Source organism: Bacteroides eggerthii (genome assembly GCF_025146565.1).
Taxonomy (GTDB): domain Bacteria; phylum Bacteroidota; class Bacteroidia; order Bacteroidales; family Bacteroidaceae; genus Bacteroides; species Bacteroides eggerthii.
In genome coordinates, this window is the sequence record NZ_CP102258.1 from 280,619 (window position 1) to 303,678 (window position 23,060).

Annotated in this window: 23 protein-coding genes and 4 tRNA genes; 5 read left to right on the forward strand and 22 right to left on the reverse strand. The window is 45.9% G+C overall.

The features are described 5' to 3' along the window. Positions 1-55: 55 nt before the first annotated feature. The 13 genes from rplJ to rpsU form a co-directional block, all read right to left on the reverse strand. On the reverse strand, positions 56-577 hold the full coding sequence (gene rplJ, locus NQ546_RS01240) for a 50S ribosomal protein L10 (RefSeq protein ID WP_004291281.1): 522 nt from the start codon (positions 575-577) through the stop codon (positions 56-58). 15 nt (positions 578-592) lie between these two features. Further along, positions 593-1,291 carry a 50S ribosomal protein L1 gene (gene rplA / locus NQ546_RS01245; protein ID WP_004291284.1) on the reverse strand — a complete coding sequence of 233 codons (699 nt, stop codon included), beginning with the start codon at positions 1,289-1,291 and terminating at the stop codon, positions 593-595. Between the two features lie 15 nt (positions 1,292-1,306). Next, a complete protein-coding gene (gene rplK, locus NQ546_RS01250) occupies positions 1,307-1,750 on the reverse strand; it encodes a 50S ribosomal protein L11 (protein ID WP_004291286.1) in 444 nt (147 codons plus the stop codon). Between the two features lie 57 nt (positions 1,751-1,807). Next, positions 1,808-2,350 carry a transcription termination/antitermination protein NusG gene (nusG, locus tag NQ546_RS01255; RefSeq protein WP_004291287.1) on the reverse strand — a complete coding sequence of 181 codons (543 nt, stop codon included), beginning with the start codon at positions 2,348-2,350 and terminating at the stop codon, positions 1,808-1,810. A 12-nt stretch (positions 2,351-2,362) separates the two neighbouring features. Further along, the gene (secE, locus tag NQ546_RS17365; protein WP_004291288.1) at positions 2,363-2,551 is read right to left on the reverse strand and encodes a preprotein translocase subunit SecE; all 189 of its coding nucleotides are present in this window, start codon (positions 2,549-2,551) and stop codon (positions 2,363-2,365) included. A 14-nt stretch (positions 2,552-2,565) separates the two neighbouring features. Next, positions 2,566-2,638 (reverse strand) — tRNA-Trp (locus NQ546_RS01260). A 56-nt stretch (positions 2,639-2,694) separates the two neighbouring features. Next, positions 2,695-3,879 carry an elongation factor Tu gene (gene tuf, locus NQ546_RS01265; RefSeq protein ID WP_004291289.1) on the reverse strand — a complete coding sequence of 395 codons (1,185 nt, stop codon included), beginning with the start codon at positions 3,877-3,879 and terminating at the stop codon, positions 2,695-2,697. Positions 3,880-3,929: 50 nt separating this feature from the next. Continuing rightward, positions 3,930-4,001: transfer RNA gene (locus NQ546_RS01270), tRNA-Thr, on the reverse strand. A 16-nt stretch (positions 4,002-4,017) separates the two neighbouring features. Further along, a tRNA-Tyr gene (locus tag NQ546_RS01275) sits at positions 4,018-4,100 on the reverse strand. An 81-nt stretch (positions 4,101-4,181) separates the two neighbouring features. After that, positions 4,182-4,255 (reverse strand) — tRNA-Thr (locus tag NQ546_RS01280). A gap of 94 nt (positions 4,256-4,349) precedes the next feature. After that, the gene (gene hpf / locus NQ546_RS01285; protein WP_004291290.1) at positions 4,350-4,649 is read right to left on the reverse strand and encodes a ribosome hibernation-promoting factor, HPF/YfiA family; all 300 of its coding nucleotides are present in this window, start codon (positions 4,647-4,649) and stop codon (positions 4,350-4,352) included. 16 nt (positions 4,650-4,665) lie between these two features. Beyond that, positions 4,666-5,550 carry a tyrosine recombinase XerC gene (locus NQ546_RS01290; protein WP_004291291.1) on the reverse strand — a complete coding sequence of 295 codons (885 nt, stop codon included), beginning with the start codon at positions 5,548-5,550 and terminating at the stop codon, positions 4,666-4,668. 70 nt (positions 5,551-5,620) lie between these two features. Continuing rightward, positions 5,621-5,812 (reverse strand): 30S ribosomal protein S21, encoded by a 192-nt coding sequence (gene rpsU / locus NQ546_RS01295; RefSeq protein ID WP_002558090.1) that lies wholly within the window; start codon positions 5,810-5,812, stop codon positions 5,621-5,623. Between the two features lie 266 nt (positions 5,813-6,078). On the opposite strand from rpsU, the gene NQ546_RS01300 reads away from it, so the two are divergent. Both NQ546_RS01300 and NQ546_RS01305 read left to right on the forward strand, forming a co-directional pair. Then, complete coding sequence (locus NQ546_RS01300; protein WP_004291293.1) at positions 6,079-7,869, forward strand: aminopeptidase P family protein; 1,791 nt, start codon at positions 6,079-6,081, stop codon at positions 7,867-7,869. Between the two features lie 163 nt (positions 7,870-8,032). Further along, the gene (locus NQ546_RS01305; RefSeq protein ID WP_004291294.1) at positions 8,033-8,548 is read left to right on the forward strand and encodes a gamma carbonic anhydrase family protein; all 516 of its coding nucleotides are present in this window, start codon (positions 8,033-8,035) and stop codon (positions 8,546-8,548) included. 124 nt (positions 8,549-8,672) lie between these two features. Here the strand turns inward: NQ546_RS01305 and NQ546_RS01310 are convergent, their stop codons facing one another. Both NQ546_RS01310 and gltX read right to left on the reverse strand, forming a co-directional pair. Next, the gene (locus tag NQ546_RS01310; protein WP_004291295.1) at positions 8,673-9,893 is read right to left on the reverse strand and encodes a 3-deoxy-D-manno-octulosonic acid transferase; all 1,221 of its coding nucleotides are present in this window, start codon (positions 9,891-9,893) and stop codon (positions 8,673-8,675) included. Positions 9,894-9,963: 70 nt separating this feature from the next. Next, complete coding sequence (gene gltX, locus NQ546_RS01315) at positions 9,964-11,490, reverse strand: glutamate--tRNA ligase (protein ID WP_004291296.1); 1,527 nt, start codon at positions 11,488-11,490, stop codon at positions 9,964-9,966. A gap of 97 nt (positions 11,491-11,587) precedes the next feature. Between gltX and NQ546_RS01320 the strand changes: the two genes are divergently transcribed. Both NQ546_RS01320 and NQ546_RS01325 read left to right on the forward strand, forming a co-directional pair. Next, the gene (locus tag NQ546_RS01320; RefSeq protein ID WP_004291297.1) at positions 11,588-13,651 is read left to right on the forward strand and encodes an HD family phosphohydrolase; all 2,064 of its coding nucleotides are present in this window, start codon (positions 11,588-11,590) and stop codon (positions 13,649-13,651) included. A gap of 5 nt (positions 13,652-13,656) precedes the next feature. After that, complete coding sequence (locus tag NQ546_RS01325) at positions 13,657-14,436, forward strand: hypothetical protein (protein WP_004291298.1); 780 nt, start codon at positions 13,657-13,659, stop codon at positions 14,434-14,436. Positions 14,437-14,451: 15 nt separating this feature from the next. Here the strand turns inward: NQ546_RS01325 and NQ546_RS01330 are convergent, their stop codons facing one another. The 3 genes from NQ546_RS01330 to NQ546_RS01340 form a co-directional block, all read right to left on the reverse strand. Beyond that, positions 14,452-14,928, reverse strand: a complete 477-nt coding sequence (locus tag NQ546_RS01330; RefSeq protein ID WP_004291299.1) for a low molecular weight protein-tyrosine-phosphatase — start codon at positions 14,926-14,928, stop codon at positions 14,452-14,454. Positions 14,929-14,957: 29 nt separating this feature from the next. After that, positions 14,958-17,420 (reverse strand): replication restart helicase PriA, encoded by a 2,463-nt coding sequence (gene priA, locus NQ546_RS01335; RefSeq protein WP_004291300.1) that lies wholly within the window; start codon positions 17,418-17,420, stop codon positions 14,958-14,960. A gap of 84 nt (positions 17,421-17,504) precedes the next feature. Then, positions 17,505-18,074 (reverse strand): porin family protein, encoded by a 570-nt coding sequence (locus NQ546_RS01340; RefSeq protein ID WP_004291301.1) that lies wholly within the window; start codon positions 18,072-18,074, stop codon positions 17,505-17,507. A 365-nt stretch (positions 18,075-18,439) separates the two neighbouring features. On the opposite strand from NQ546_RS01340, the gene NQ546_RS01345 reads away from it, so the two are divergent. Then, entirely contained in the window at positions 18,440-18,931 is a 492-nt protein-coding gene (locus tag NQ546_RS01345; protein WP_004291303.1) for an N-acetyltransferase, read from the forward strand. A 17-nt stretch (positions 18,932-18,948) separates the two neighbouring features. Here the strand turns inward: NQ546_RS01345 and NQ546_RS01350 are convergent, their stop codons facing one another. The 4 genes from NQ546_RS01350 to NQ546_RS01365 form a co-directional block, all read right to left on the reverse strand. Next, positions 18,949-21,384: a DEAD/DEAH box helicase gene (locus tag NQ546_RS01350; RefSeq protein ID WP_004291304.1), complete on the reverse strand. Its 2,436-nt coding sequence runs from the start codon at positions 21,382-21,384 to the stop codon at positions 18,949-18,951. Positions 21,385-21,502: 118 nt separating this feature from the next. Continuing rightward, entirely contained in the window at positions 21,503-21,724 is a 222-nt protein-coding gene (locus NQ546_RS01355; RefSeq protein WP_002558131.1) for a DUF2795 domain-containing protein, read from the reverse strand. 71 nt (positions 21,725-21,795) lie between these two features. After that, positions 21,796-22,359 (reverse strand): cob(I)yrinic acid a,c-diamide adenosyltransferase, encoded by a 564-nt coding sequence (locus NQ546_RS01360; RefSeq protein WP_004291312.1) that lies wholly within the window; start codon positions 22,357-22,359, stop codon positions 21,796-21,798. Positions 22,360-22,406: 47 nt separating this feature from the next. Continuing rightward, the gene (locus NQ546_RS01365; protein ID WP_004291314.1) at positions 22,407-23,039 is read right to left on the reverse strand and encodes a hypothetical protein; all 633 of its coding nucleotides are present in this window, start codon (positions 23,037-23,039) and stop codon (positions 22,407-22,409) included. Between the last annotated feature and the right edge of the window lie 21 nt (positions 23,040-23,060).

The window sequence follows — 23,060 nt, forward strand, 5'->3', positions numbered from 1 at the left end:
TATGATTTTAATTGTTTAAATACTAAAATAAATTGATGTTTTTTTGTTTCCGAAGTTACGCTTCGGGACGTTCACCGAGAGTCTTGAGAACTCCGTGAATGGTGTTACCACCTGATTGCAGAGCAGAAATAACATTCTTGGCCGGTGATTGCAGCAAGGCAACGATCTCAGCAATAACTTCATTCTTACTCTTGATACTTACGAGAGCATCCAACTGGTCAGCACCAACATAGAAGCTTTCTTCTGCATATGCAGCCTTCAATCCGGGAATACCGTTCTTAGCCTTATCTTTCAGCAATTTTGCAGGTGCGTTGGCTGTGTTGCAAAACATTACAGCGGTTGTACCCTTCATGCATCCGTAAAGCGGAGAATAATCCTCTTCCAGGCTTTCCAATGCCTTGTGAAGCAATGTGTTCTTAACTACCATCAATTTGATGTCAGCCTTGAAGCATAATGCTCTCAACGCGCTTGTGTCAGCAGCGTTCATAGCAGTGGTATCTACCAAGTAGAAGTGACCGTATTCCTTAACTGTAGCAGCAATCTGCTCAATAATCGTACTTTTATCTTCCTTTCTCATTATTACTCCGTTTTATTAGATTTCTTCTACAGATTTCGGGTCAATCTTGATACCCGCACTCATCGTGCTAGAAAGATAAATACTCTTGATATATGTACCCTTGGCTGCGGTCGGTTTCAATTTATTCAAAGTAGAGATGAATTCTTTCGCATTGTCGCGAATTTGATCAGCACTAAATGAAACTTTACCGATTGAAGTATGAACAATACCACTCTTGTCAACCTTGAAGTCGATCTTACCTTGTTTTACTTCTTTTACAGCTTTAGCAACATCCATAGTTACAGTGCCACTCTTCGGGTTCGGCATCAATCCACGAGGACCGAGTACACGACCGAGTGCACCAATCTTACCCATGATAGACGGCATAGTGATGATTACATCAATATCAGTCCATCCACCTTTGATCTTTTCAATATATTCGTCAAGACCAACATAGTCAGCTCCGGCTTCTTTTGCAGCAGCTTCAGCATCCGGTGTACAAAGCACCAAAACGCGTGTAACTTTACCAGTGCCATGAGGAAGTGATACAACACCTCTCACCATCTGGTTAGCCTTACGCGGGTCAACGCCCAAACGTACGTCGATATCCAGAGAAGCGTCAAACTTAGTAAAAGAGATTTCCTTTACCAACTGAGCAGCTTCCTTGAGAGAGTATGCTTTCCCTGCTTCAATTTTTTCTGCAGCCAACTTTTGATTTTTTGTCAGTTTACTCATTCTAATTGAAGTTTATTAGTTATTAACCGGGAACTCCCCTTTTACAGCGATACCCATACTACGAGCTGTACCGGCAACCATCTTCATGGCAGCCTCGACAGTGAAACAGTTTAAGTCAACCATCTTGTCCTGAGCAATCGTACGAACCTGTTCCCAAGTAATCTCGGCAACTTTCTTACGGTTAGGCTCAGCAGAACCACTCTTTACCTTAGCCACTTCAAGCAATTGAATAGCAACGGGAGGAGTCTTGATTACAAAATCGAAAGACTTATCTGCGTAGTAAGTGATAATCACAGGAAGAATCTTTCCTGCTTTGTCTTGGGTTCTGGCGTTGAATTGCTTGCAAAACTCCATGATGTTGATTCCCTTAGAACCCAGAGCAGGTCCAACGGGAGGTGATGGATTTGCCGCGCCTCCTTTAATCTGTAATTTGATTAGTCCAGCAACTTCTTTAGCCATTTTTTAATTGATTTATATATAAACATTAATAAAGAACATTACAGCGTAACACCTGTACTATTCTTTTTCTACTTGCATAAAGCCCAATTCGAGCGGAGTTTTCCGACCGAATATCTTTACCATGACCTTCAGCTTCTTCTTCTCGGTGTTCACTTCTTCAATGATTCCACTGAATCCACTGAACGGACCGTAATTCACCTTTACAGTCTCGCCGACTACATACGGGATATTCAGCTCTTCGCCGGCATCCTGCAATTCATCGACTGTACCAAGTATACGATTCACTTCCGACTGTCTCAGAGGAACGGGTTTTTCCGATCCACCCAAGAACCCTATCACATTAGGAGTATTTCTCAGATGGTGAGCAACCTCACCTACCAAAGCAGCCTCCACCAAAACGTAACCAGGGAGATAACTTCTCTCTTTCACAATTTTCTTACCATTGCGAACCTGATATACCTTTTCGGTAGGAATCAATACCTGAGACACATAATCACCAAGGTCGCTGTTTTTAATGTCAGCTTCAAGGTATTCCTTTACCTTAGCTTCTTTTCCGCTAATAGCACGCAGAACGTACCATTTCTTTTCAATCTCAGACATTTCTCCTTCTTTTTAATGTGGATAAACAAATTCCATTAAATGTTGGAAACAGAAGTCCATCGCAAACACTACCAATGCAATAAGCAGGGAAGCATATAAAACAACTACTGCACTGTTAGTAAGTTCAGAATACGTAGGCCACGACACTTTATGAACAAGTTCGTCGTAAGTTTCTTTAAAATAAGCTACTATCTTCTTCATTTCAATAATATTAGCACGGGAGGAGAGGCTCGAACTCCCGACACCCGGTTTTGGAGACCGGTGCTCTACCAACTGAGCTACTCCCGTTTGAACATAATCAGTTCCCGGTGTCTTGACCGGGAACTGATTAAGATATTTGGTTATTAGTCGATGATTTCAGTAATCTGACCAGAACCTACTGTACGGCCACCTTCACGAATAGCGAAACGCAAACCTACGTTCAATGCTACCGGGTAGATCAATTCTACAGTGATTTCTACGTTATCACCAGGCATTACCATTTCAGTTCCTTCCGGAAGAGTGATTTCACCTGTACAGTCCATAGTACGCAGATAGAACTGAGGACGGTATTTGTTGTGGAACGGAGTGTGACGACCACCTTCTTCTTTCTTCAAAACGTAGATAGATGCTTTGAATTTAGAGTGAGGTTTAATCTGACCCGGCTTACAAAGAACCATACCACGTTTGATTTCGTTCTTATCGATACCGCGGAGCAACAAACCTACGTTGTCACCAGCTTCACCCTGATCCAACAGCTTACGGAACATTTCAACACCAGTTACAACTGATTTCTTATCTTCACCCAAACCGAGGATTTCAACTTCGTCACCTACATGGATAACACCAGCTTCGATACGACCAGTAGCTACAGTACCACGACCAGTGATTGAGAATACGTCTTCAACCGGCATCAAGAACGGTTTATCAACGTCACGCGGAGGCAATGGAATCCAGTTGTCGCAAGCGTCCATCAATTCCATAACTTTTTCTTCCCACTTTTCAACACCGTTCAATGCGCCAAGAGCAGAACCCTGGATGAAAGGAGTGTTGTCGCCATCGAATTCGTAAGCTGAAAGCAGTTCACGCATTTCCATTTCAACAAGTTCCAACATTTCGGCATCGTCTACCATATCGCACTTGTTCATGAATACAACCAAACGAGGAACGTTTACCTGGCGAGCCAACAGGATGTGTTCGCGAGTCTGAGGCATCGGACCATCAGTTGCAGCAACTACGATGATAGCACCGTCCATCTGAGCAGCACCAGTTACCATGTTCTTTACGTAGTCGGCGTGACCCGGACAGTCTACGTGAGCATAGTGACGGTTGGCAGTTTCATACTCAACGTGTGAAGTATTGATAGTAATACCTCTTTCCTTTTCTTCAGGAGCGTTGTCGATCTGATCGAATGATTTTACTTCAGAAAAACCTTTTTTGCCTAACACTGTAGTGATAGCAGCAGTCAACGTGGTTTTACCGTGGTCTACGTGACCAATTGTACCAATGTTTACGTGCGGTTTGGTACGTTCGAATTTCTCTTTAGCCATAGCTTTACTTGTTATTTATTTGATTAATAATCAGCTTTTACATCTTTATGAGCTGTTACCGGGACTTGAACCCGGGACCTCTTCCTTACCAAGGAAGTGCTCTACCGCTGAGCTATAACAGCAGGGAAACCGGAGTTGTGGGCAAAGATGGATTCGAACCACCGAAGGCGTAAGCCAGCAGATTTACAGTCTGCCCCATTTGGCCACTCTGGTATTTGCCCCAATTATATAGAACTCTTTTTTCCCTTTAACTGAATTTCCGCAGGCATTGCTGCCTTTTGACGATAATCCACTTTCTTTTGAGCCTCTTGTCGGATTCGAACCAACGACCCCGAGATTACAAATCACGTGCTCTGGCCAACTGAGCTAAAGAGGCAGGCTTAAAAAATGCAACCGTAACGTTCCAGTGCGAGCGAAACGGCTGCAAATTTAGACATTTATTTTTTACCCGCAAAATTTTAAGCGGAATTTTATTTGCTCCGTTGTTTTTCCTTGTATTTAACCAGTTGTTTGCCCAAAGCTTCCAGACAAAGATCCACTGCTTCTTCAAACGTATCACAAACCTTATTTGCATAAAGCTCGCCATTGGGAACCAATACTTTCACCCCGGCTTCTTTATTTTCGGCTGTTTCTGGTTTAACTACCTTTAATGACACCTCTACTTTCTCTATATCGTCGTAAAATTTCTCCAACTTGGCAGCTTTCTTCTGGATAAAAGCCTGCAACTGCTCTGACGCATCAAAGTGAATTGATTGAATTCTAACTATCATACTTACCTCCTTTTCTTTAGGCCCGAGGATGAGCCTGATTATACACTTTTTTAAGTTCTTCAAAAGTAGTATGCGTATAAACTTCCGTAGTCGCCAAACTTTCGTGACCGAGCAACTCTTTTATCGAGCCCAAATCAGCGCCGTTATTCAGCATAGCCGTTGCAAAGGTATGCCTCAATACATGGGGACTTCTTTTTTTTACAGTTACTACCTTTGACAGGTTTCGCTTCACAATATATGCTACGATACTGCGGTTGAGCCTCTCTCCGGTCTTCCGGATGAAAAAAGCATCCGAACGAACCGGCAATGCCTGATTCCGCACATTGACATATTCTTGCATAGAACACCTTAACTCCTCATCAAAGGGCAGCAGACGCTGTTTGTTTCGTTTTCCCGTCACCTTAATGAGGGAAGCGGAAAAATCTATGTCCTTGTCATCCAACCCGATCAATTCCGAAAGCCGCATGCCGGTGGCATAAAACATTTCGATAATCAAACGGTCGCGACACCCTTCAAATCCTTCTCCAAAGTCTACATCGTCCAGCAGTCTATTCACATCACCTTCTCTCAAAAAAACAGGAAGCGGCTTCTTTTTCTTCGGGCCCGTTATTTTCTGTAACGGATCCGCCGCAACCATTCCTTTTCGCAAAAGATATTTATAATACGACCGGACAGAACTCAACTTTCGATTTACCGTATTTGGCGCGCAACCCCTATCCATCAAGGAAGTAATCCATTCACGAATAAGTCCCGCATCCACATCCGACGGAGTCAGATCTCCCAACAGCTCCTCACCGAACTTCTGCAGCTCAAGAATATCTGCCTGATAGTACCTTACGGTACCTTTGGAATAATTCCTCTCATACAGAAGATAGTCAAGAAAAGAATCTGTCAACAACATATCGTTACATCTAAATCATGCAACGAATGTATGAAAAAGAATCCAATAATTCAAAGGAAATTACGAATTATTAATCTTCTACTTGTTGAAGTTGCTGAACGTAAACTGCACGCTCTTTCTTAAGTCTTTTAGTCACAGACGGTTTATCAAACTGCTGTCTGCTTCTCAACTCTTTAACGATACCAGTCTTTTCAAATTTTCTTTTAAATTTCTTCAGCGCTTTTTCAATGTTTTCGCCTTCTTTTACAGGTACTACAATCATTTTTTTGTTTTTAAAATTTAATGGTTTATAAAATCTCACGATCAAATTGAGCGGCAAAATTACACATACTTTCTTTATCCACAAAACTTTCGGCAAAAAAAACGATAATCGCAACACAAAATACTTGCCTTTCTTACTGGCAGTTACCCAAATTTCCGCACAGAAGTCTCCGCTTATGGCAGCAACACTGATAAAATAGCGGAATCTGCTCCGTAATTGGAGTAAAGTGAGTATATTTGAAAGCGCTTATCAATACCTTATATAGTATGAATTCAACAATAAACAATCGTATCGCCGCCTTACGGGCGCACATTGCCCAAGAGCAGATACAGGCTTTTATCATCCCCAGCACCGACCCTCACCTCAGTGAATACGTTGCACCCCACTGGCAGTCGAGAGAATGGATATCCGGCTTTACGGGTTCTGCCGGTACGGTAGTCGTCACAGCCAAAGACGCCGGACTGTGGACAGACTCCCGCTACTTCCTGCAAGCCGCCCGGCAGTTAGAGGGTACCTGCATCACATTATATAAAGAGATGCTTCCCGAAACACCAAACATTCCCGAATTCCTGAGTGCGCATTTGCAGGAAGGAGACTGCGTGGGAATAGACGGGAAAATGTTTTCTGCCGAAGAGGTGGAACACCTGCAAAAGGAACTGAAGAAAAGCGGCATCTGCATAAAAAGCATCGCCGATCCGATGCAACTGTTGTGGACCGACCGACCTGCAATGCCTTTAGCGCCGGCCTTTGTTTACGACACAAAGTATGCCGGAATGAGCTTTACAGAAAAGTTGCCCGCCGTCCGGCAGGCCATGGAAGCAACCGGGGCAGACTCCTTGTTGCTGTCGGCTTTGGATGAGATAGCCTGGCTGCTCAACATCCGGGGGAATGACGTGCACTGCAATCCGGTTGTCGTGAGCTACCTGCTGATTGAGAAAGACAAAGTGAATTATTTCGTTCAGCCACAAAAGGTTACACCCGAACTGGCCGAATACTTCAGCGCAAACGGCATCTCTGTGCACCCGTATGAAGAGATAGGCGATTACCTCAACAGCTTCAATGCCCATAGCATCCTGATGAATCCCGCAAAAACCAATTACGCCATCTACTCGGCAATCCGCCCCGGATGCCTGATAATCAACGGCGCATCACCCGTAGCCCTGCTGAAAGCCATTCGCAACAAACAGGAAATAGCCGGAATCCATGCAGCCATGCAGAGAGACGGCGTGGCATTAGTCAAGTTCCTAAAGTGGCTGGACGAAGCAGTTCCCGCAGGAAAAGAAACGGAAATCAGCGTAGACAAAAAGCTGCACACATTCCGGGCCGCGCAACCGCTGTATATGGGAGAAAGTTTCGACACGATCGCCGGCTATAAGGAGCATGGAGCTATTGTCCATTACGAAGCCACCCCCGAAACGGACGTCACACTGAAATCGGAAGGTTTTCTGCTGCTGGACTCCGGGGCGCAATACCTGGACGGCACAACGGACATAACCCGCACCATCGCACTGGGCCCCCTGACAGAAGAGGAAAAGACCGACTACACTTTAATACTGAAAGGACATATCGCATTGGCAATGGCAGTATTTCCCGAAGGAACCCGCGGAGCGCAACTGGATGTATTGGCACGCATGCCGATATGGAAAGAACGCATGAACTACCTGCATGGCACCGGCCATGGAGTGGGACATTTCCTCAATGTACACGAAGGTCCCCAAAGCATCCGGATGAACGAAAATCCCGTTGCCTTGCAACCGGGCATGGTTACGTCCAATGAACCGGGCGTGTACAAAGCCGGAAGTCATGGCATCCGCACCGAGAATTTAGTGCTGACCGTTCCTGCTGGTGAAGGGATGTTCGGCAAGTACCTAAAATTCGAGACACTCACCCTCTGCCCCATCTGCCGGAAAGGCATCATCAAGGAGTTGCTGACAGCAGAAGAGATAGGATGGCTGAACGACTATCACCGGACTGTATACGAGAAATTGTCGCCGGACCTGAACAATGACGAAAGAGAATGGTTGAAAGAAGCATGCAAGGCAGTGATTCGCGATTAACCTTAATTGCCAAGCGCTGCCCCAATCATCAACCCTCAGTCATTAATCATTAATTACTAATCTCTAATTATTAATCTTTAATCACTAAGCATTAATCATTAATTACTAATCGCTAATTATTAATCACTAATTACTAATCGCTAATTATTAATCACTAATTAAGATGGCACTAATAAAATCAGTACGAGGTTTCACTCCCGAAATTGGAGAGAACTGTTTTTTGGCAGACAACGCCGTTATCATCGGTGATGTAAAGATGGGGCGGGACTGCAGCATCTGGTTCAGCACCGTACTACGCGGGGATGTCAACTCCATCCGCATCGGAAATGGCGTGAACATCCAAGACGGAAGCGTGCTGCACACCTTATATGAGAAATCCACAATTGAGATAGGCGACCATGTTTCTGTGGGACATAACGTAACCATTCATGGAGCTGCAATCAGGGATTATGCGCTAATAGGCATGGGCTCCACCATTCTGGACCACGCCGTAGTGGGTGAAGGCGCCATAGTAGCCGCCGGTTCATTGGTACTTAGCAATACCATAATAGAACCGGGAAGCATCTGGGGAGGCGTACCTGCCAAGTTCATCAAAAAGGTGGATCCGGAACAGGCGAAAGAATTGAATCAGAAGATTGCACACAACTACCTGATGTACTCAAGTTGGTATAAGGAATAAAGGCATCCGGCCGTTTACTAAAACTCCGCCGACGATTTAGTAAATCGTCGGCGGAGTTTTAGTAAATCTTTGAAAAGGATTTACCGGAAGATTTCAAGCAGGGAAAGAGAAAGCAAAAACCGGTTTAAAAGTTTATCATATTCAGCACCCTATCCGTTGCACCGGCATTGTCGGTAACGTAGAGCCCGGCATTCATCCCGCTCTCACGCAGGAACTCCTCATCTTCCAGCATACGGTCGAGCAGCGCTTTCAATTCCTCATAGCTCTTGATGGAGAAGCCGCCCTTCGCCTCCAAAAGCCGGATAGCCTCTTGGAACTTCTGATATTTCGGTCCGAAGATTACCGGAATTCCATATACAGCAGCCTCCAATGTATTGTGAATGCCTACCCCGAATCCCCCACCGATATAAGCGATCTCTCCATAGCGGTAGATCGAGGAAAGCAGCCCGAAGCAGTCTATTATCAGGCAATCCGCCTTACGGACATTCTTTTCATCCGCACGAGTGTAACGCACATACGGGCGCTTCAGCTTACGGATTATCTCCACCAAATGATTTTCATCGATAACGTGCGGAGCAATTATCAGTTTCACCTCCGGATGCTGATTGAAATATTCAATAAACAAGTCCTCATCGGGCTGCCAGGAACTTCCGGCGACAAAAGTCATCGTATTGTTCTTGAACAACTCAACCAAAGGCAAGTCCTTAGCCTCCTCCCGGATCTGAAGCACGCGGTCGAACCGGGTGTCGCCCACTACCGTCACCCGGTTGATGCCAATCTTGGCCAGGTAACGTTTGGAACGTTCATTCTGCACAAACAGATGGTCAAAGTTACGCAGCACGTTTCGGTACGTACCGCCATACCATTTAAAGAATATCTGTCCGCGACGGAAGATGGAAGACACACTGTAAACAGGAATACGGCGCTTATGCAGCTCATCCAAATAGTTCTTCCAAAACTCATATTTGATGAAGAACGCCATGCAGGGGTTCACCAAATCAAGGAACTTCTTCACATTGCGCGGCTTGTCGAAAGGCAGGTAACACACAATATCCGCCCCCCGGTAGTTTTTGCGTACTTCGTAGCCCGACGGCGAAAAGAATGTCAGCAGAATACGATAATCAGGATATTTGGCACGAATCTTCTCAATCAGCGGACGCCCCTGTTCAAACTCGCCCAAGGAAGCCGCATGGAACCAAATGTAGCGTGCATCCTTCTCCAACTGTTGCCGGAGCAGCTCATACACCACCCAGTGCCCTTTCATCATCTTTCGTGGCTTACGGCTGAAAGGGGCAGCCAGATGCACCGCAATATCGTAGATTATTATCGCTAAGTTATAAAGCATACTATCTTAATTAAGAATGAATAATGAAGAATGAAAACGGTATGACAAGAGATCCCTCATTCTTGATTATTTATTTCAACGTTTCGATAGCACGCTGTATGCGGGCCAGTGTCTCTTCCTTACCCAACAAGGCAGTAATATCAAACATGTGCGGGCCCTTGCACTCACCCACCACCGCCAGACGGAAAGCATTCATCACATTGCCCATGTGATACCCTTTCTCCGTAATCCAGCCGATCACTATATCCTCAGACGGTTTTGACGAGAAGTCCTCAATGCCGCGGAGCACTTCCATCAACTCTTCCATGATGCGCGGGGTATCCTCCGACCAGCGCTTCTTCACGTCCTTCTCGGCATACTGCCGGGGAGCGGTGAAGAAGAAGCGGGCTTGATCCCACAACTCTTTCACGAAGTTGACGCGCCCTTTCACTAAGGACACCACCGTAGTGAGGAATGTATCGCTGTATGCGTCCGGATTGACGCCGTTCTCTTTCAACACCGGTTTGAAAAGTTCCGCAAGTTCCTCATCCGATTTTTGAAGAATATATTCATGGTTGAACCACATACCTTTCTTATAATCGAACTTAGCTCCCGATTTGCTGCAATGGCTCAAATTGAAAAGCCGCACAAGATCGTCCATCGACATCAATTCCTGGTCATTGCCCGGGTTCCAGCCCAGCAAAGCAAGGAAGTTGATAACAGCTTCGGGCAGATATCCCGACTCGCGGTAACCGGAAGACACCTCACCCGTTTTAGGGTCGTGCCATTCCAGCGGGAACACCGGAAAGCCAAGACGGTCACCGTCGCGCTTGCTGAGCTTACCGTTACCTTCGGGCTTCAGCAACAACGGCAGGTGGGCAAAAGCCGGCATCGTATCTTCCCAGCCGAAAGCACGATACAGCAGAACGTGCAACGGAGCCGAAGGCAACCACTCCTCACCGCGAATCACATGGGAAACCTCCATCAGATGGTCGTCCACAATGTTTGCCAAATGGTAAGTGGGCAGTTCGTCTGCCGATTTATAAAGAACTTTATCATCAAGGATAGATGAATTGATCACCACTTCGCCGCGAATCAGGTCGTTCACATGCACATTCTCATCGGGCTCTATCTTGAAACGAACCACATACTGCCTGCCTTCGGCAATCAACGCGTCCACCTCTTCTTTGGAAAGCGTCAGCGAATTGCGCATTTGCATACGCGTAGAGGCATCATACTGGAAATTGGCTATCTCCGCACGCTTGGCATCCAGCTCTTCAGGAGTATCGAAGGCGATGTAAGCCTTGCCTGCATCCAGTAGCACCTGTACATACTTCTTGTATATCTCACGACGTTCGGACTGTCGGTACGGCCCATGTTCTCCTCCAAAGCTGACACCTTCATCAAAAGGAATGCCCAACCATTTGAAAGACTCCAATATATATTCTTCCGCCCCCGGTACGAACCGGTTAGAATCAGTATCTTCAATACGGAAAATCAAATCTCCTCCATGCTGACGCGCAAAGAGATAATTATATAACGCAGTACGCACACCGCCGATGTGCAACGCCCCGGTAGGACTTGGGGCAAAACGGACTCTGACTTTTCTTTCTGTCATAATCTATCTTACTTATGAATAAATTAGACGGCAAAATTAAACCTTTTTTTCCATACTATTGTTTTTTTTTGTACTTTTCGCAAAAATTTCAACCGATATGAGTTATTTCAAAGGAAAAAACAAAGAGTTCTCGTTCAGAGATTTGATATATAAGGCGCTTATTTTCATAGGCACCGTCGGGGTTATTGTCTATTTTCTGCCAAGGGACGGCAAGTTCAACTACCAGTTCGACATTGACAAACCCTGGAAGTACGGACAACTGATGGCCACCTTCGACTTCCCCATCTACAAAGACGACCAAGTTGTGAAAAGAGAGCAGGACAGCATCTTGGCTTCTTTCCAACCCTATTTCCAACTGGACAAGAACACAGAAAAAGAAGTGATCAAGAAGCTGAAAAACGATTACCAGACGCATTTGCGGGATGTCCTGCCTTCTACCGATTACATCCGCCATATAGAGAAAATACTCTCCGAGGTGTACCGGGCAGGGATACTCTCCACCGAAGAACTGGGGCAACTGCACAAGGACAGCACATCCGCCATCATGGTGATAAACGACAAGCTCGCCAGCCAACGGGACATCGACAAACTTTATTCCGTCAAGCAGGCGTATGCCTATCTCCTCACCGCCGACACCATGCATTACCAGCCGAACATACTCCGGCAATGCTCCCTCAACGAATACCTGTCGCCCAACCTCACCTACGACGTCCAGCGAACAGAGACCGCAAAGAAAGAAGTCCTCGACAACTACTCATGGGCCAACGGCATCGTCTTGAGCGGGCAGAAAATCATCGACCGGGGCGAGATAGTCAACCAAGAAACTTACAACATCCTCGAAAGCCTGCGTAAAGAATCCATCCAGCGCAGTGAATCCATCGGCCAGAAGCGGTTGATGCTGGCCGGGCAGGTGCTGTACGTAAGTATCTTCATGCTCTGCTTTATGCTCTATCTCGACCTTTTCCGCAAGGACTATTACAACCGCAAGGGCAGCCTCTCGCTGCTTTTCGCCCTTATCATGTTTTATTGTGTGGTAACGGCCATTATGGTAGCCAACAACATATTCAATGTCTACATCATTCCTTATGCCATGCTACCTATCATAATACGCGTGTTCCTCGACTCAAGAACCGCTTTCCTCACGCAAGTCGTCACCATACTGATTTGCTCCATCTGCCTGCGCTATCCGCATGAGTTTATCCTGCTGCAACTTACGGCAGGCCTGATCGCCATTTTCAGTCTGAGAGAGCTGTCGCAACGCTCACAGTTGTTCCGCACAGCCATTCTGGTAATCCTGACCTATATGGCCGTTTACTTTGCTTTTGAACTGATAACCGAGAACGATCTGTCGAAACTGAATGGCAGCATGTACACCTACTTCATAATAAACGGCGTGTTGCTGCTCTTTACCTATCCGCTGCTTTTCCTGGTGGAAAAGACTTTCGGCTTCACATCGAACGTCACTTTAGTGGAACTGTCCAACATCAACAACAGCCTATTGCGGCGCATGTCGGAAACTGTACCGGGCACGTTCCAGCACTCCATGCAGGTGGCCAACCTTGCCGCCGAAGCCGCCAACCGCATCGGAGCGAAAAGCCAGTTGGTGCGTACGGGAGCCCTATACCATGACATCGGCAAAATGGAGAACCCGGTGTTCTTCACCGAGAACCAGTCGGGCAGCGTCAACCCACACAAGAACCTCAGCTACGAACAGAGCGCACAGGTCGTGATCAGCCACGTAACGGACGGATTGAAGTTGGCGGAAAAGAGCAATCTTCCCAAAGTCATCAAAGACTTCATCACAACCCATCATGGTCGTGGAAAAACAAAATATTTCTATATATCCTGGAAGAACGAACATCCCGACGAAGAGCCCAACGACGAGTTATTCACCTATCCGGGTCCCAATCCGTTCACCAAGGAGCAAGCTATCCTGATGATGGCAGACTCCGTAGAAGCGGCATCACGCAGCCTGCCCGAATATACGGAGGCAAGCATCAGCAATCTGGTAGACAAAATAATCGATTCGCAGGTAGAGGAAGGTTATTTCAAGGAATGTCCCATCACTTTCAAAGACATAGCGACAGTGAAAACCGTCTTCAAAGAGAAGTTGAAAACGATCTACCACACCCGCATCAGTTATCCCGAACTTAAAAAGTAGAACCTATGGAAGTCAGCGCCAAAGAACGCCAAAGAGCAGAACATCTGTTGCAAAGCCAACGGATCCAATTGCACCAGATTGAAAGTTTCAGTTTTATGAAACGGTATCGCCGGGACCCTCACGAAAATATCGCGGGAGGAAAAGACCGGTATGGTCCGGGGATATTCGTCTTTCATCTAAAAGAAAAACAGGACAGAATCCTGCATATGCCGCCTTTCAAACATCCGTCATCACTCGTCCGCTTTCTTGTGTCGCAAGGAATACCTTTCGCCAACTACTCTCCATGCAACCGGAGTGAAAGCACGCTTCCGGCAGAAACCTATCAGCGCCCTTCTCTGTATATGTTCTGGTTCTTTATATTATTCCTCACGTTTCTGATATTGGGATACTATTCCATTAGCGGCGATGCCTGGTGGGGATTCATTCCCGCCATACTATCGTTCGGGCTGAGCCTCTTCTTCATCTGCATGCTGATGACCCGGTTCTGCTACCTGACATTGGACAATGATGCCCTTACTGTGCACAGCGTAGGAAGAACAATCCGTTACCCCTATACGGACCTGCGAAAAGTAAATTTCGATTTTGCCCGCGAACAGACGTTCACGCACATCATGGAATTGCTCGACAAAGACTATCGCTACCGTCTTTTTTATATCGGGAGGGTTTCGAGAAAGAGGCTGAACGAAATTGCCGAACGGTTACAACAAGCCGGAGTGGATGCAACATGCAGCCTCAACGACAACAAACGCTTCTATCAGGACAAAAGAGGAAATGGCGAGCTGTGAATCAGGAAGTGACAACTAATCATTAATGGCTTCAAGCAGCCCTGCGCACGCATCCTCCAAGACGTCAAGCACATATTCAAAGCCCTCGGCTCCTCCGTAGTAGGGATCGGGAACATGGTCGGCATGGGTGAACTTGGTACAATACTCTGTCATGCGGTGTATCTTTTTCCACTCTTCGGTGGAAGGCGCCCGCTCCTTCAAATCATCAATATTACGGTCGTCCATTCCGATGATTAAATCGAAATTGTAGAAATCATCCGTACGTACCGGACGGGAACGATGTGTCAGGTTGTAACCGCGGCGTGCAGCGTGGGCACACATTCTGCTATCGGGCAGTTCTCCCTGGTGGTAGGAAAGGATACCCGCCGAATCAATGACAAACTCGTCTTCACGCCCTGCCTGCTCTATTAGATGCTTCATCACCCCTTCTGCCGAAGAAGAACGGCAGATGTTGCCGAGGCAGACAAACAGTATTTTTTTCTTATCTTTCATAATCAAACATGTTTGCTATTTATAGTTTCCTACATCGGATCCACGTCATAATACACAATCAATGACTTGAAACGGTCTTCCATAACCATGTCTTTTTGCACTTGCAACAACAGTTCGCGAACACGCGCCATAGGTGCTTTCGTTTCAATCTTCACCACGATTTTACGGATAAACAACGTTTGCACACGCGCCACCGGCGGTTTGTCCGGCCCCAGCACCCGGTTTCCGAAAATAGCACTCAACTTGCCCGCCATAGTCTGCGCCATTAAATCGAGTAAGGTTTCATTGCGATTCTTCAGATACACATATACCAACCGATAGTAAGGCGGATAATGAAAGATTTGCCGTTCGGCAAGCTGTCCGTTCACCATGCCTTCATAGTCGTTACCAATCACTTGAGGGATAATGGAATGCTCGATACTCTTGGTTTGCAGCACCACCCTTCCCCGTTTGTTCTTCCGCCCTGCACGCCCTGCCACCTGAGCCATCAGTTGAAAGGCACGCTCATAGGCGCGAAAATCCGGATAATTCAGCATTGTATCGGCATTAAGGATGCCCACCACACTCACGTGGTCGAAGTCCAATCCCTTAGAAACCATTTGCGTCCCGATAAGAATATCCGTTTTTCCCTGTTCGAAATCCGCAATTATACGCTCGTAAGCAGAACGCGTGCGGGTTGTGTCCAAGTCCATACGGGCAACGGCCGCCTCAGGAAACAGGCGCTTGACGTCATCCTCTATCTTCTCCGTACCAAAACCGCGATTGCGTAAATCCACCCCTTCACAGGCCGGACAGATGCGGGGCAGTTGGTAGGTGTATCCGCAATAGTGGCATGTCAATTGGTTCAGTCCCTTGTGATATGTCAAACTCACATCACAGTTCTTGCATTTAGGCACCCATCCGCACGTATGGCACTCTATCATCGGTGCAAACCCTCTGCGGTTCTGAAACAGTATAACCTGCTCTTTCTGCTCCAAAGCCTCACGGACATACTGCAACAGCAAAGGAGAGAACGGGCCGTTCATCCGCTTCTTGCGCTGTAATTCTTTAATATCCACCGGAATAATTTCCGGCATCTGTATCTCTTTATATCTTTCTTTCAATTCCACCAGTCCGTACTTGCCGGAGGTAGCATTGTACCAGGTTTCCACTGACGGAGTCGCCGTACCCAACAGAGTTTTGGCGCCATACAATGCAGCCAGCACAATAGCTGCATTACGTGCATGATAACGGGGTGCCGGATCTTGTTGCTTATAAGTATTCTCATGTTCCTCGTCTACAATAATCAGCCCCAAATTGCGGAAAGGCAAAAAGACCGAAGAACGCACCCCCAAAATAATGTCGTATCCGCTATCCGATAGTTGTTTCTGCCAAATCTCCACCCGTTCGGCATCGGGAAACTTGGAATGATAGATGCCGAGGCGCGAACCGAATACCCGTTTCAGCCGTTCGGTGATTTGTGTAGTCAATGCTATTTCCGGTAACAGATACAACACTTGTTTCCCCTGCCGGATGACCTCCTCTATCAGATGAATGTAAATCTCAGTCTTTCCACTGGATGTAACTCCATGCAACAGGCAAACATTTTTAGTCCGGAAACTATCCACGATCTCATCGTGTGCACGCTGTTGATGTCCATTCAAGGGATTCAGGGAGAATGTGTTTCCGGCAAAAGCTGTATTCAATCGGCCAATCTCCTGCTGATAGACCTCAAAAACTCCCCGTTCCACCAATCCGTTAAATACGGCAGGAGTAGCGGAAGCCCGTTGCAAAAGTTCTTTCTTCGCTACCTCCTTCTGCACCTTTCCCAAACAGCCGGATAGCTCTATGTACTTCATCAACAGATCCAATTGTTTGGGAGCACGACGCTGCAATTCATCAAAGAAGAAATGCAAACGATGCTCATTACTTGCCGCTTTCGTCAGACGCACGCGAGTTTCCGTTCTGGGCTTGTAAGTGCGCTTCAATTCTTCTTTTACGAAAATGGCTTCTTTGTCCAATAAGGATTTTATAACAGACAGAATATTTTTGACGCCACTCTCTTTTTCCAGCTTCGTAACACATTGTTCGGGTTCTGCAGAGAGTAGATCCAAGATTTTCAGTTCCTTATCCGACAATTGCACATCCGGCTCGAAGTCGGGATTGTATTCCACCATTGTTTCGCTTTCCAACTTCAATCCCGAAGGAAGAGCCGCCTTGTAAACATCCCCCTGAGTGCAGAGGTAATAATCAGCCAGCCATTCCCAAAACTTGAATTGTGCGGGCAACAGGATCGGATGCGCATCCAGCAAGGCACTCACCTCTTTCACCTCATACTCTGTCGGCGCAGAATAATGTATATTCCGCACAATCGCAGTATAATACTTCTTCCGCCCGAAAGGCACTATCACCCGGCAACCAATCTGTACATCTCCCGCCATCTCTTCCGGGAGAGAATACGTAAAGCTACTATGCAGGGGAAGGGGCAATATGACATCAACGAACTTTTCCATTATAGCGGCAAAGATAAAACAAAAAAATGGCGCTACCAATCAAAATCGGTAGCGCCATAGAGTCTATATAGTCGTTAACCCTCTTTAGAAGATATAAGCAGCGGAAATCTGCCAGGTCTTAGTTTTCACCCCGGCATCCTTCAGCTTTTTCAAATCAAAACTGTCACCTAACGGAATCTGATAATTAACACCAATCTGTAAGTGTTTTATCAATTTTACACCTGCACCAAGATTCAAACCAACCTGCGTACTTTTCTTATCAATACCTTCCTTATTCATATCCTTAAAATTAAAGAAGAAGTCAGGACCGGCTGCTACAAACACGCCCAGCATGCTACCCAGACCAATTGTATACTTCAAATTGACAGGGATCTCAATACCTTGCTGCTTCCAATCATTTTCTCCTCGCTGCGAGTATAGCAAAGCACCATCCACTCCCAAACCAACAACAGGAATTGTAACTTCCGCCATCGGACCGAAAAAGAAACCGGTAGTATTATCACTATTCAAATTATCCTTCGCCTCTTTGGAGAAACTCAGTTTTGACAAATTCAAACCGCCTTTCACACCAAACTTAATAAGTTGAGCCTGGGCAGGCATAGCCATTGCCAAACAGCATATAGCTATCATAAAAGCACTAAAAATCTTTTTCATAATTCAATATGTTTAAATTTTCGGGACAAATATATGTAAAATATCCCTAAAAAGAACAATGAGTATCCCAAATTGTTCATAGTAGCGGCAAAACTTCAAACACATTGCCTTTGTATATCCTGCCCGGACTTCGGTTTAAATTCTCTTATTTACCTGCCTGTTGTTGCAGTGATTATTCTACGCATAAAGCAAATATACCGCTTGTAGAAACCGATTATACCGCATGTCTTTTACCAGCCGGCCTTGAGTTCAAAATTTATATGTAAAGTAACCGAAAATAGCCCGACGCATTGCCGGAAAACATAGATTGACTACCTTTGCAGAAACATTCTTTATCAGGATCACATTCCTTTTTATTACAGATTATGATAGAAATCAGAAAAGCCGAAATCACAGAACTTGCCATCCTTATGGATATCTTTGAACAGGGAAAGCGCATCATGCGCAAGAACGGGAACACCAAACAATGGACCGGCGGCTACCCTACCGAAGAGATTATCAAAAAAGATATTGAAAACGGGAACAGCTATGTATGCCTTGATGAAGAACAGAAAATAGTGGGAACCTTCGCCTTCATACAAGGAGATGACCCTACCTATGCGCACATCTATGACGGTGCATGGATAGATGACAAACAACCTTACGGCGTTATCCACCGTCTGGCCAGTACGGAAGACAGCAAAGGCGTAGCATCTGCCTGCCTGCAATGGTGCTACCGCCAAATACCCAACCTACGTGCAGACACACATCGTGACAACCACATCCTGCAATATATCCTCAAAAAATACGGCTTCCAATACTGCGGCATCATCTACCTGCTAAATGGAGATGAACGACTGGCTTTCCAAAAACTGTAAAGGCAGAAATAGAACACTCATTCACCTATGTATTTCTTTTTCAACTCCTCCACACTCGTTCCGGTGAAATACTCCTCTACAAAATCCCAACGCTGATCGTCCGTCAAGATGTCAGTGCCAAAGAAAGAAGAAAACAAGTCTATCTGTTCTTCAAAAATACGTTCGTTCGTGTCCAAAATAAGATTATGGTATTCATTGGAATCTGCCAACTGTTGCAGAAGACCGGGGTCATTGAACCGGACATGCACACAAGGCGTTCCACCACCTTCTACGCTGAACGAAAGACAGTCGAGCATAGAAAGAAGATTGAGCAGCATATTCAAATCGGAAAACGGAGTGCAATAGAACTGCAAACGCTCGCCTTTAGTGCCTGCAATGCGCTGAGTAAACAGCTTTTGATAACGCGACAAGAGCAGGTCGAAACCTTTGGTAACCGTAAACGAAAGCTCATTTGATTCTTTCTTCTTGACACTGCTGATGTAGCTCACGCTGCGCCCTTCTTCAGTACGGCTCTCCAGCAACGAACCAATGAAACGTTTGGCAGAGGGAACATCCATGCCATGCTCGGCAAACACCGCGCGCAGCTCTTCTTCATCGAAACGGCCTTTCGTTTTCAACAAAGCGGTTTTCAGCATCGTCACCAAACTTTTGAACAGTGAATCCATACGCTGGCGGATCACCGCCGTATCCTCTTTCAGCAACACCTCGTGCTTGCCAACGGAAACGGCACGAGAGCCTTCCCATAACGTTCCGTTATTCAGCTTCTGTTTGAACTCCCTATACCCCAATTCAGGAAAACGTTCCTCCCAAAGACTATCCAAGCGTGCACGATAAACGCCTTCTTCATCTTCCACTTTCGTCAGATAGGCCCGGAATTCGCGCACAAAGGTATCACCTGTTTTATCTTGGATGTATCCCTCCGTCAGCAGATTTTGCGGGCTCACCTCCAGCAGACGCCTTCCGTAACGTTGTGACAGATCATCCTCCAACCATAACAGGGCGGTTTTGATGAGTTGCCCCAACTCGGATTCATACTCCAGCTTGTTTTTTGTACGCGGCAGCTTTACCACAAACTCAAAGTCAGACAGCGATACGAGAATTTCTTCTTTCTCCCCCTTCATCCGGTATACTTCCATGAGTTTTTTCAAGATCAACGCCAACTGGTCCTGCGCAATATTGCCGGTTTGATGCAAGCGTTTCATATAATAAAAGTCGCGTTCATGATAGTCGGTGGCAGCAACACCCTGAACATCCGCATCACGAGCAGCACGACCTATTTCCTGAATATAATCGACGAAAGTACTGGAAGGCGCCACATGGTAGACGCGGTCGATATCACTGATATCTACTCCCATACCGAAAGCTTTTGTGGCAACAATCATCCGTTTCATGCCTTCCTTAAATTCTTGTACAATAGCGGCTTTCTGTTCTTTGTCTTTCTTGCCATAATAAGAAGCCACCAAACGCCAGTCGGCAGAACGTACCCAGGTTTTTATACGCATGTCTATGCCACCTGCAAAGGGATAGTAGAGCAGTGTTTTATGTCCGTCGAGAAAGTTTTCCACACGTTCGGATATGACACGCTGTTTTCCTTTGTCGTAAGTTTCTCCCTCCTCCAGCGTAAGCTGCCGGATATCAAAACCGATATTCTTACGCTTCACCGTACCAACATAAAGCACACAAGGCTCCATTTGCAACGAACGGATAGTTTCGAATACCATATCATTGCCACCCTTGGGATTCCATACGGCAGTGGCAGTCAACGCAAACAAAGGAAATGTATAACCGAGATTCTGCTTCAAGGCACTCAGATAACGCCCCAAAAACCAGTAGTCCACACGAAACTCTTTGCCCCAGGTGGTTACCGTATGCGCCTCATCAATAACAACCATACCAATACGGCGGTTGCCTACGAAGTGTTTTATATCATAAGAAAGCAACAGTTCAGGAGAGAGATAAAACAAATCGACTTCACCTTCACGCACTGCCCGGTAAACTTCCATTTTCTGCTCCGGCGAAAGGTCGGAAGATGCATACGCCACACGCTGATAGCCCAAATCCTGCAAGCCCTCTACCTGATCGACTATCAAAGCCTTTAAAGGAGAAACAACAATGGTCAGCAGATTATATTCTTTCCCCAAATAAATAGCCGGAAGCTGGAACAATAAGGATTTTCCCGAACCAGTCGGAGCAGTCAGCAGAATGTTCTCCGGCTCTGCCTCTCTTTTCTGCGCCTTTTCCGCTTCCCGGATCACATTCTCAATCAGTTGCCCCTGAGAGATACAAAGCGTCTCTCTGCTCCTAAACAAGTCTGCGTAAATCTCAAGGTTACGGAAGTGGTCGTAACCATACGTATCTTTCAAAAGTTCCGTTACGCCTTGCCGGCAGTTCTCGGGCAAATGGCGTTCTTTCAATTCGGGCAAACGGGGTGCCTCTCCTGTTTGTGTCATCATTAATGCTATGAAAAAAAGAAAAGAGATAGTATCCCAGCCATAGCAAAGGCCTTCGTACTACCTCTTCCTATAATTTGTCTTATCCTCAAATCGGCGGATAAAATTCAATCAAAGCGTATTAATACTCCTCCTCGTTGAAGAAGAAATCTTCTTTGCTGGGATAATCGGGCCAAATATCTTCAATACTTTCATAAATCTCGCCTTCATCTTCCATTTCCTGCAGGTTTTCAATAACCTCAAGCGGAGCACCCGAACGCATGGCATAATCTATCAGCTCGTCCTTAGTTGCCGGCCAAGGGGCATCTTCCAATTTAGATGCTAATTCCAATGTCCAATACATAGTTTCTAAGTATTAAAATTGTGAATATTAATTCCTATTTTTATTTTTCGGCAAAAGTATAACAAAATATTTCACTTGCAACTATTATTCCAAAATATTTCTTCTTTTTTCTCGTCTTGATTCATTTTACGCGAAAGAACAAACAAATAGTCAGACAAACGATTGACGTAAGCCAACAACTCCGAAGAAATATCTGCCTGCTCTGCCAAAGTAAGAATACGGCGTTCGGCACGACGGCAAACGGTGCGGCAAATATGGCAAACAGCCGCTCCCCGACATCCGCCCGGAAGCACGAAAGCGGATAAGGGAGGAAGCGTGTCATCCAACCGGTCAATTTCATGCTCTATCGTTTCCACTTGTTCCGGAGTAATGATGCTCGCTTCCTTGAGTCTGGTCCTTTCGCGATCTGTTGCAAGATAAGAGCCTACCGCAAACAGCCTGTCCTGCACCTTTTGCAGAAACAGCTTGTCGTGCTCATCAGAAAGGAAAGTAATGAGAAATCCCAAATGGGAATTCAATTCATCCACCGTACCATAGGCTTCGAGGCGGATATGGGTTTTAGAAACACGAGTCCCCCCTACCAGGGAAGTGGTTCCTCTGTCTCCGGTCTTTGTATATACAAGGCTTTTCTTCATAAACAATCGTTTTTATCGGGTCCAACATAGAAGACGCCTAAAGATAGTCAAAAGTTGACAATATAGTCTTGTTTTATCTTTGTTTTATCAAAGAAAATAATGCCGAGGTCGTAGAGGTCAAAGGTGATGCCAGTCTTTTCGTGTTGCCTGATACGCTTCCAAACAGCATGCATCTGCGATGTATAACGGATACCCTCAATTACAAAAACAGATTTTTTTGCAGTGCGGGCAATGCAGATGCGCAGCACTTCTTCCACAAACTCCGGTCGGCGGTAATCATGCAAATATAGAAAATCGACAGATGTATCACTTTCCAAGAAGAGCCCGGACAGATCAGCCGCCGCAGTATAGTCCGCTCCTTCCTTAGCGGCTTTCAAATAAAGGGAAGAAGCAGCCGGTATACCCGCATCTACAATTGTAGCGGGCTGCGCATAGTTCACCAGACGGAATAGCAACCGCTTCACCTTTACAGACTCGTAACTCCACATCCGGTCTTTCTGCGGCGCAAGTTTCTTTTGCTCGGCAGCCAACTCCCTATATTTATAATAAGGAGTTGTTTCATAGATGACGTGTGTAATCAGATTGAACGCAAAAGGCGAATGTACTCCATAACCGCAACGGTGGCGGAAGCGATACAACCAAATGAAAGGACGTTTCAACGCAAGCAATATACGGTTCATTACAAATTATTCTTTAATTAC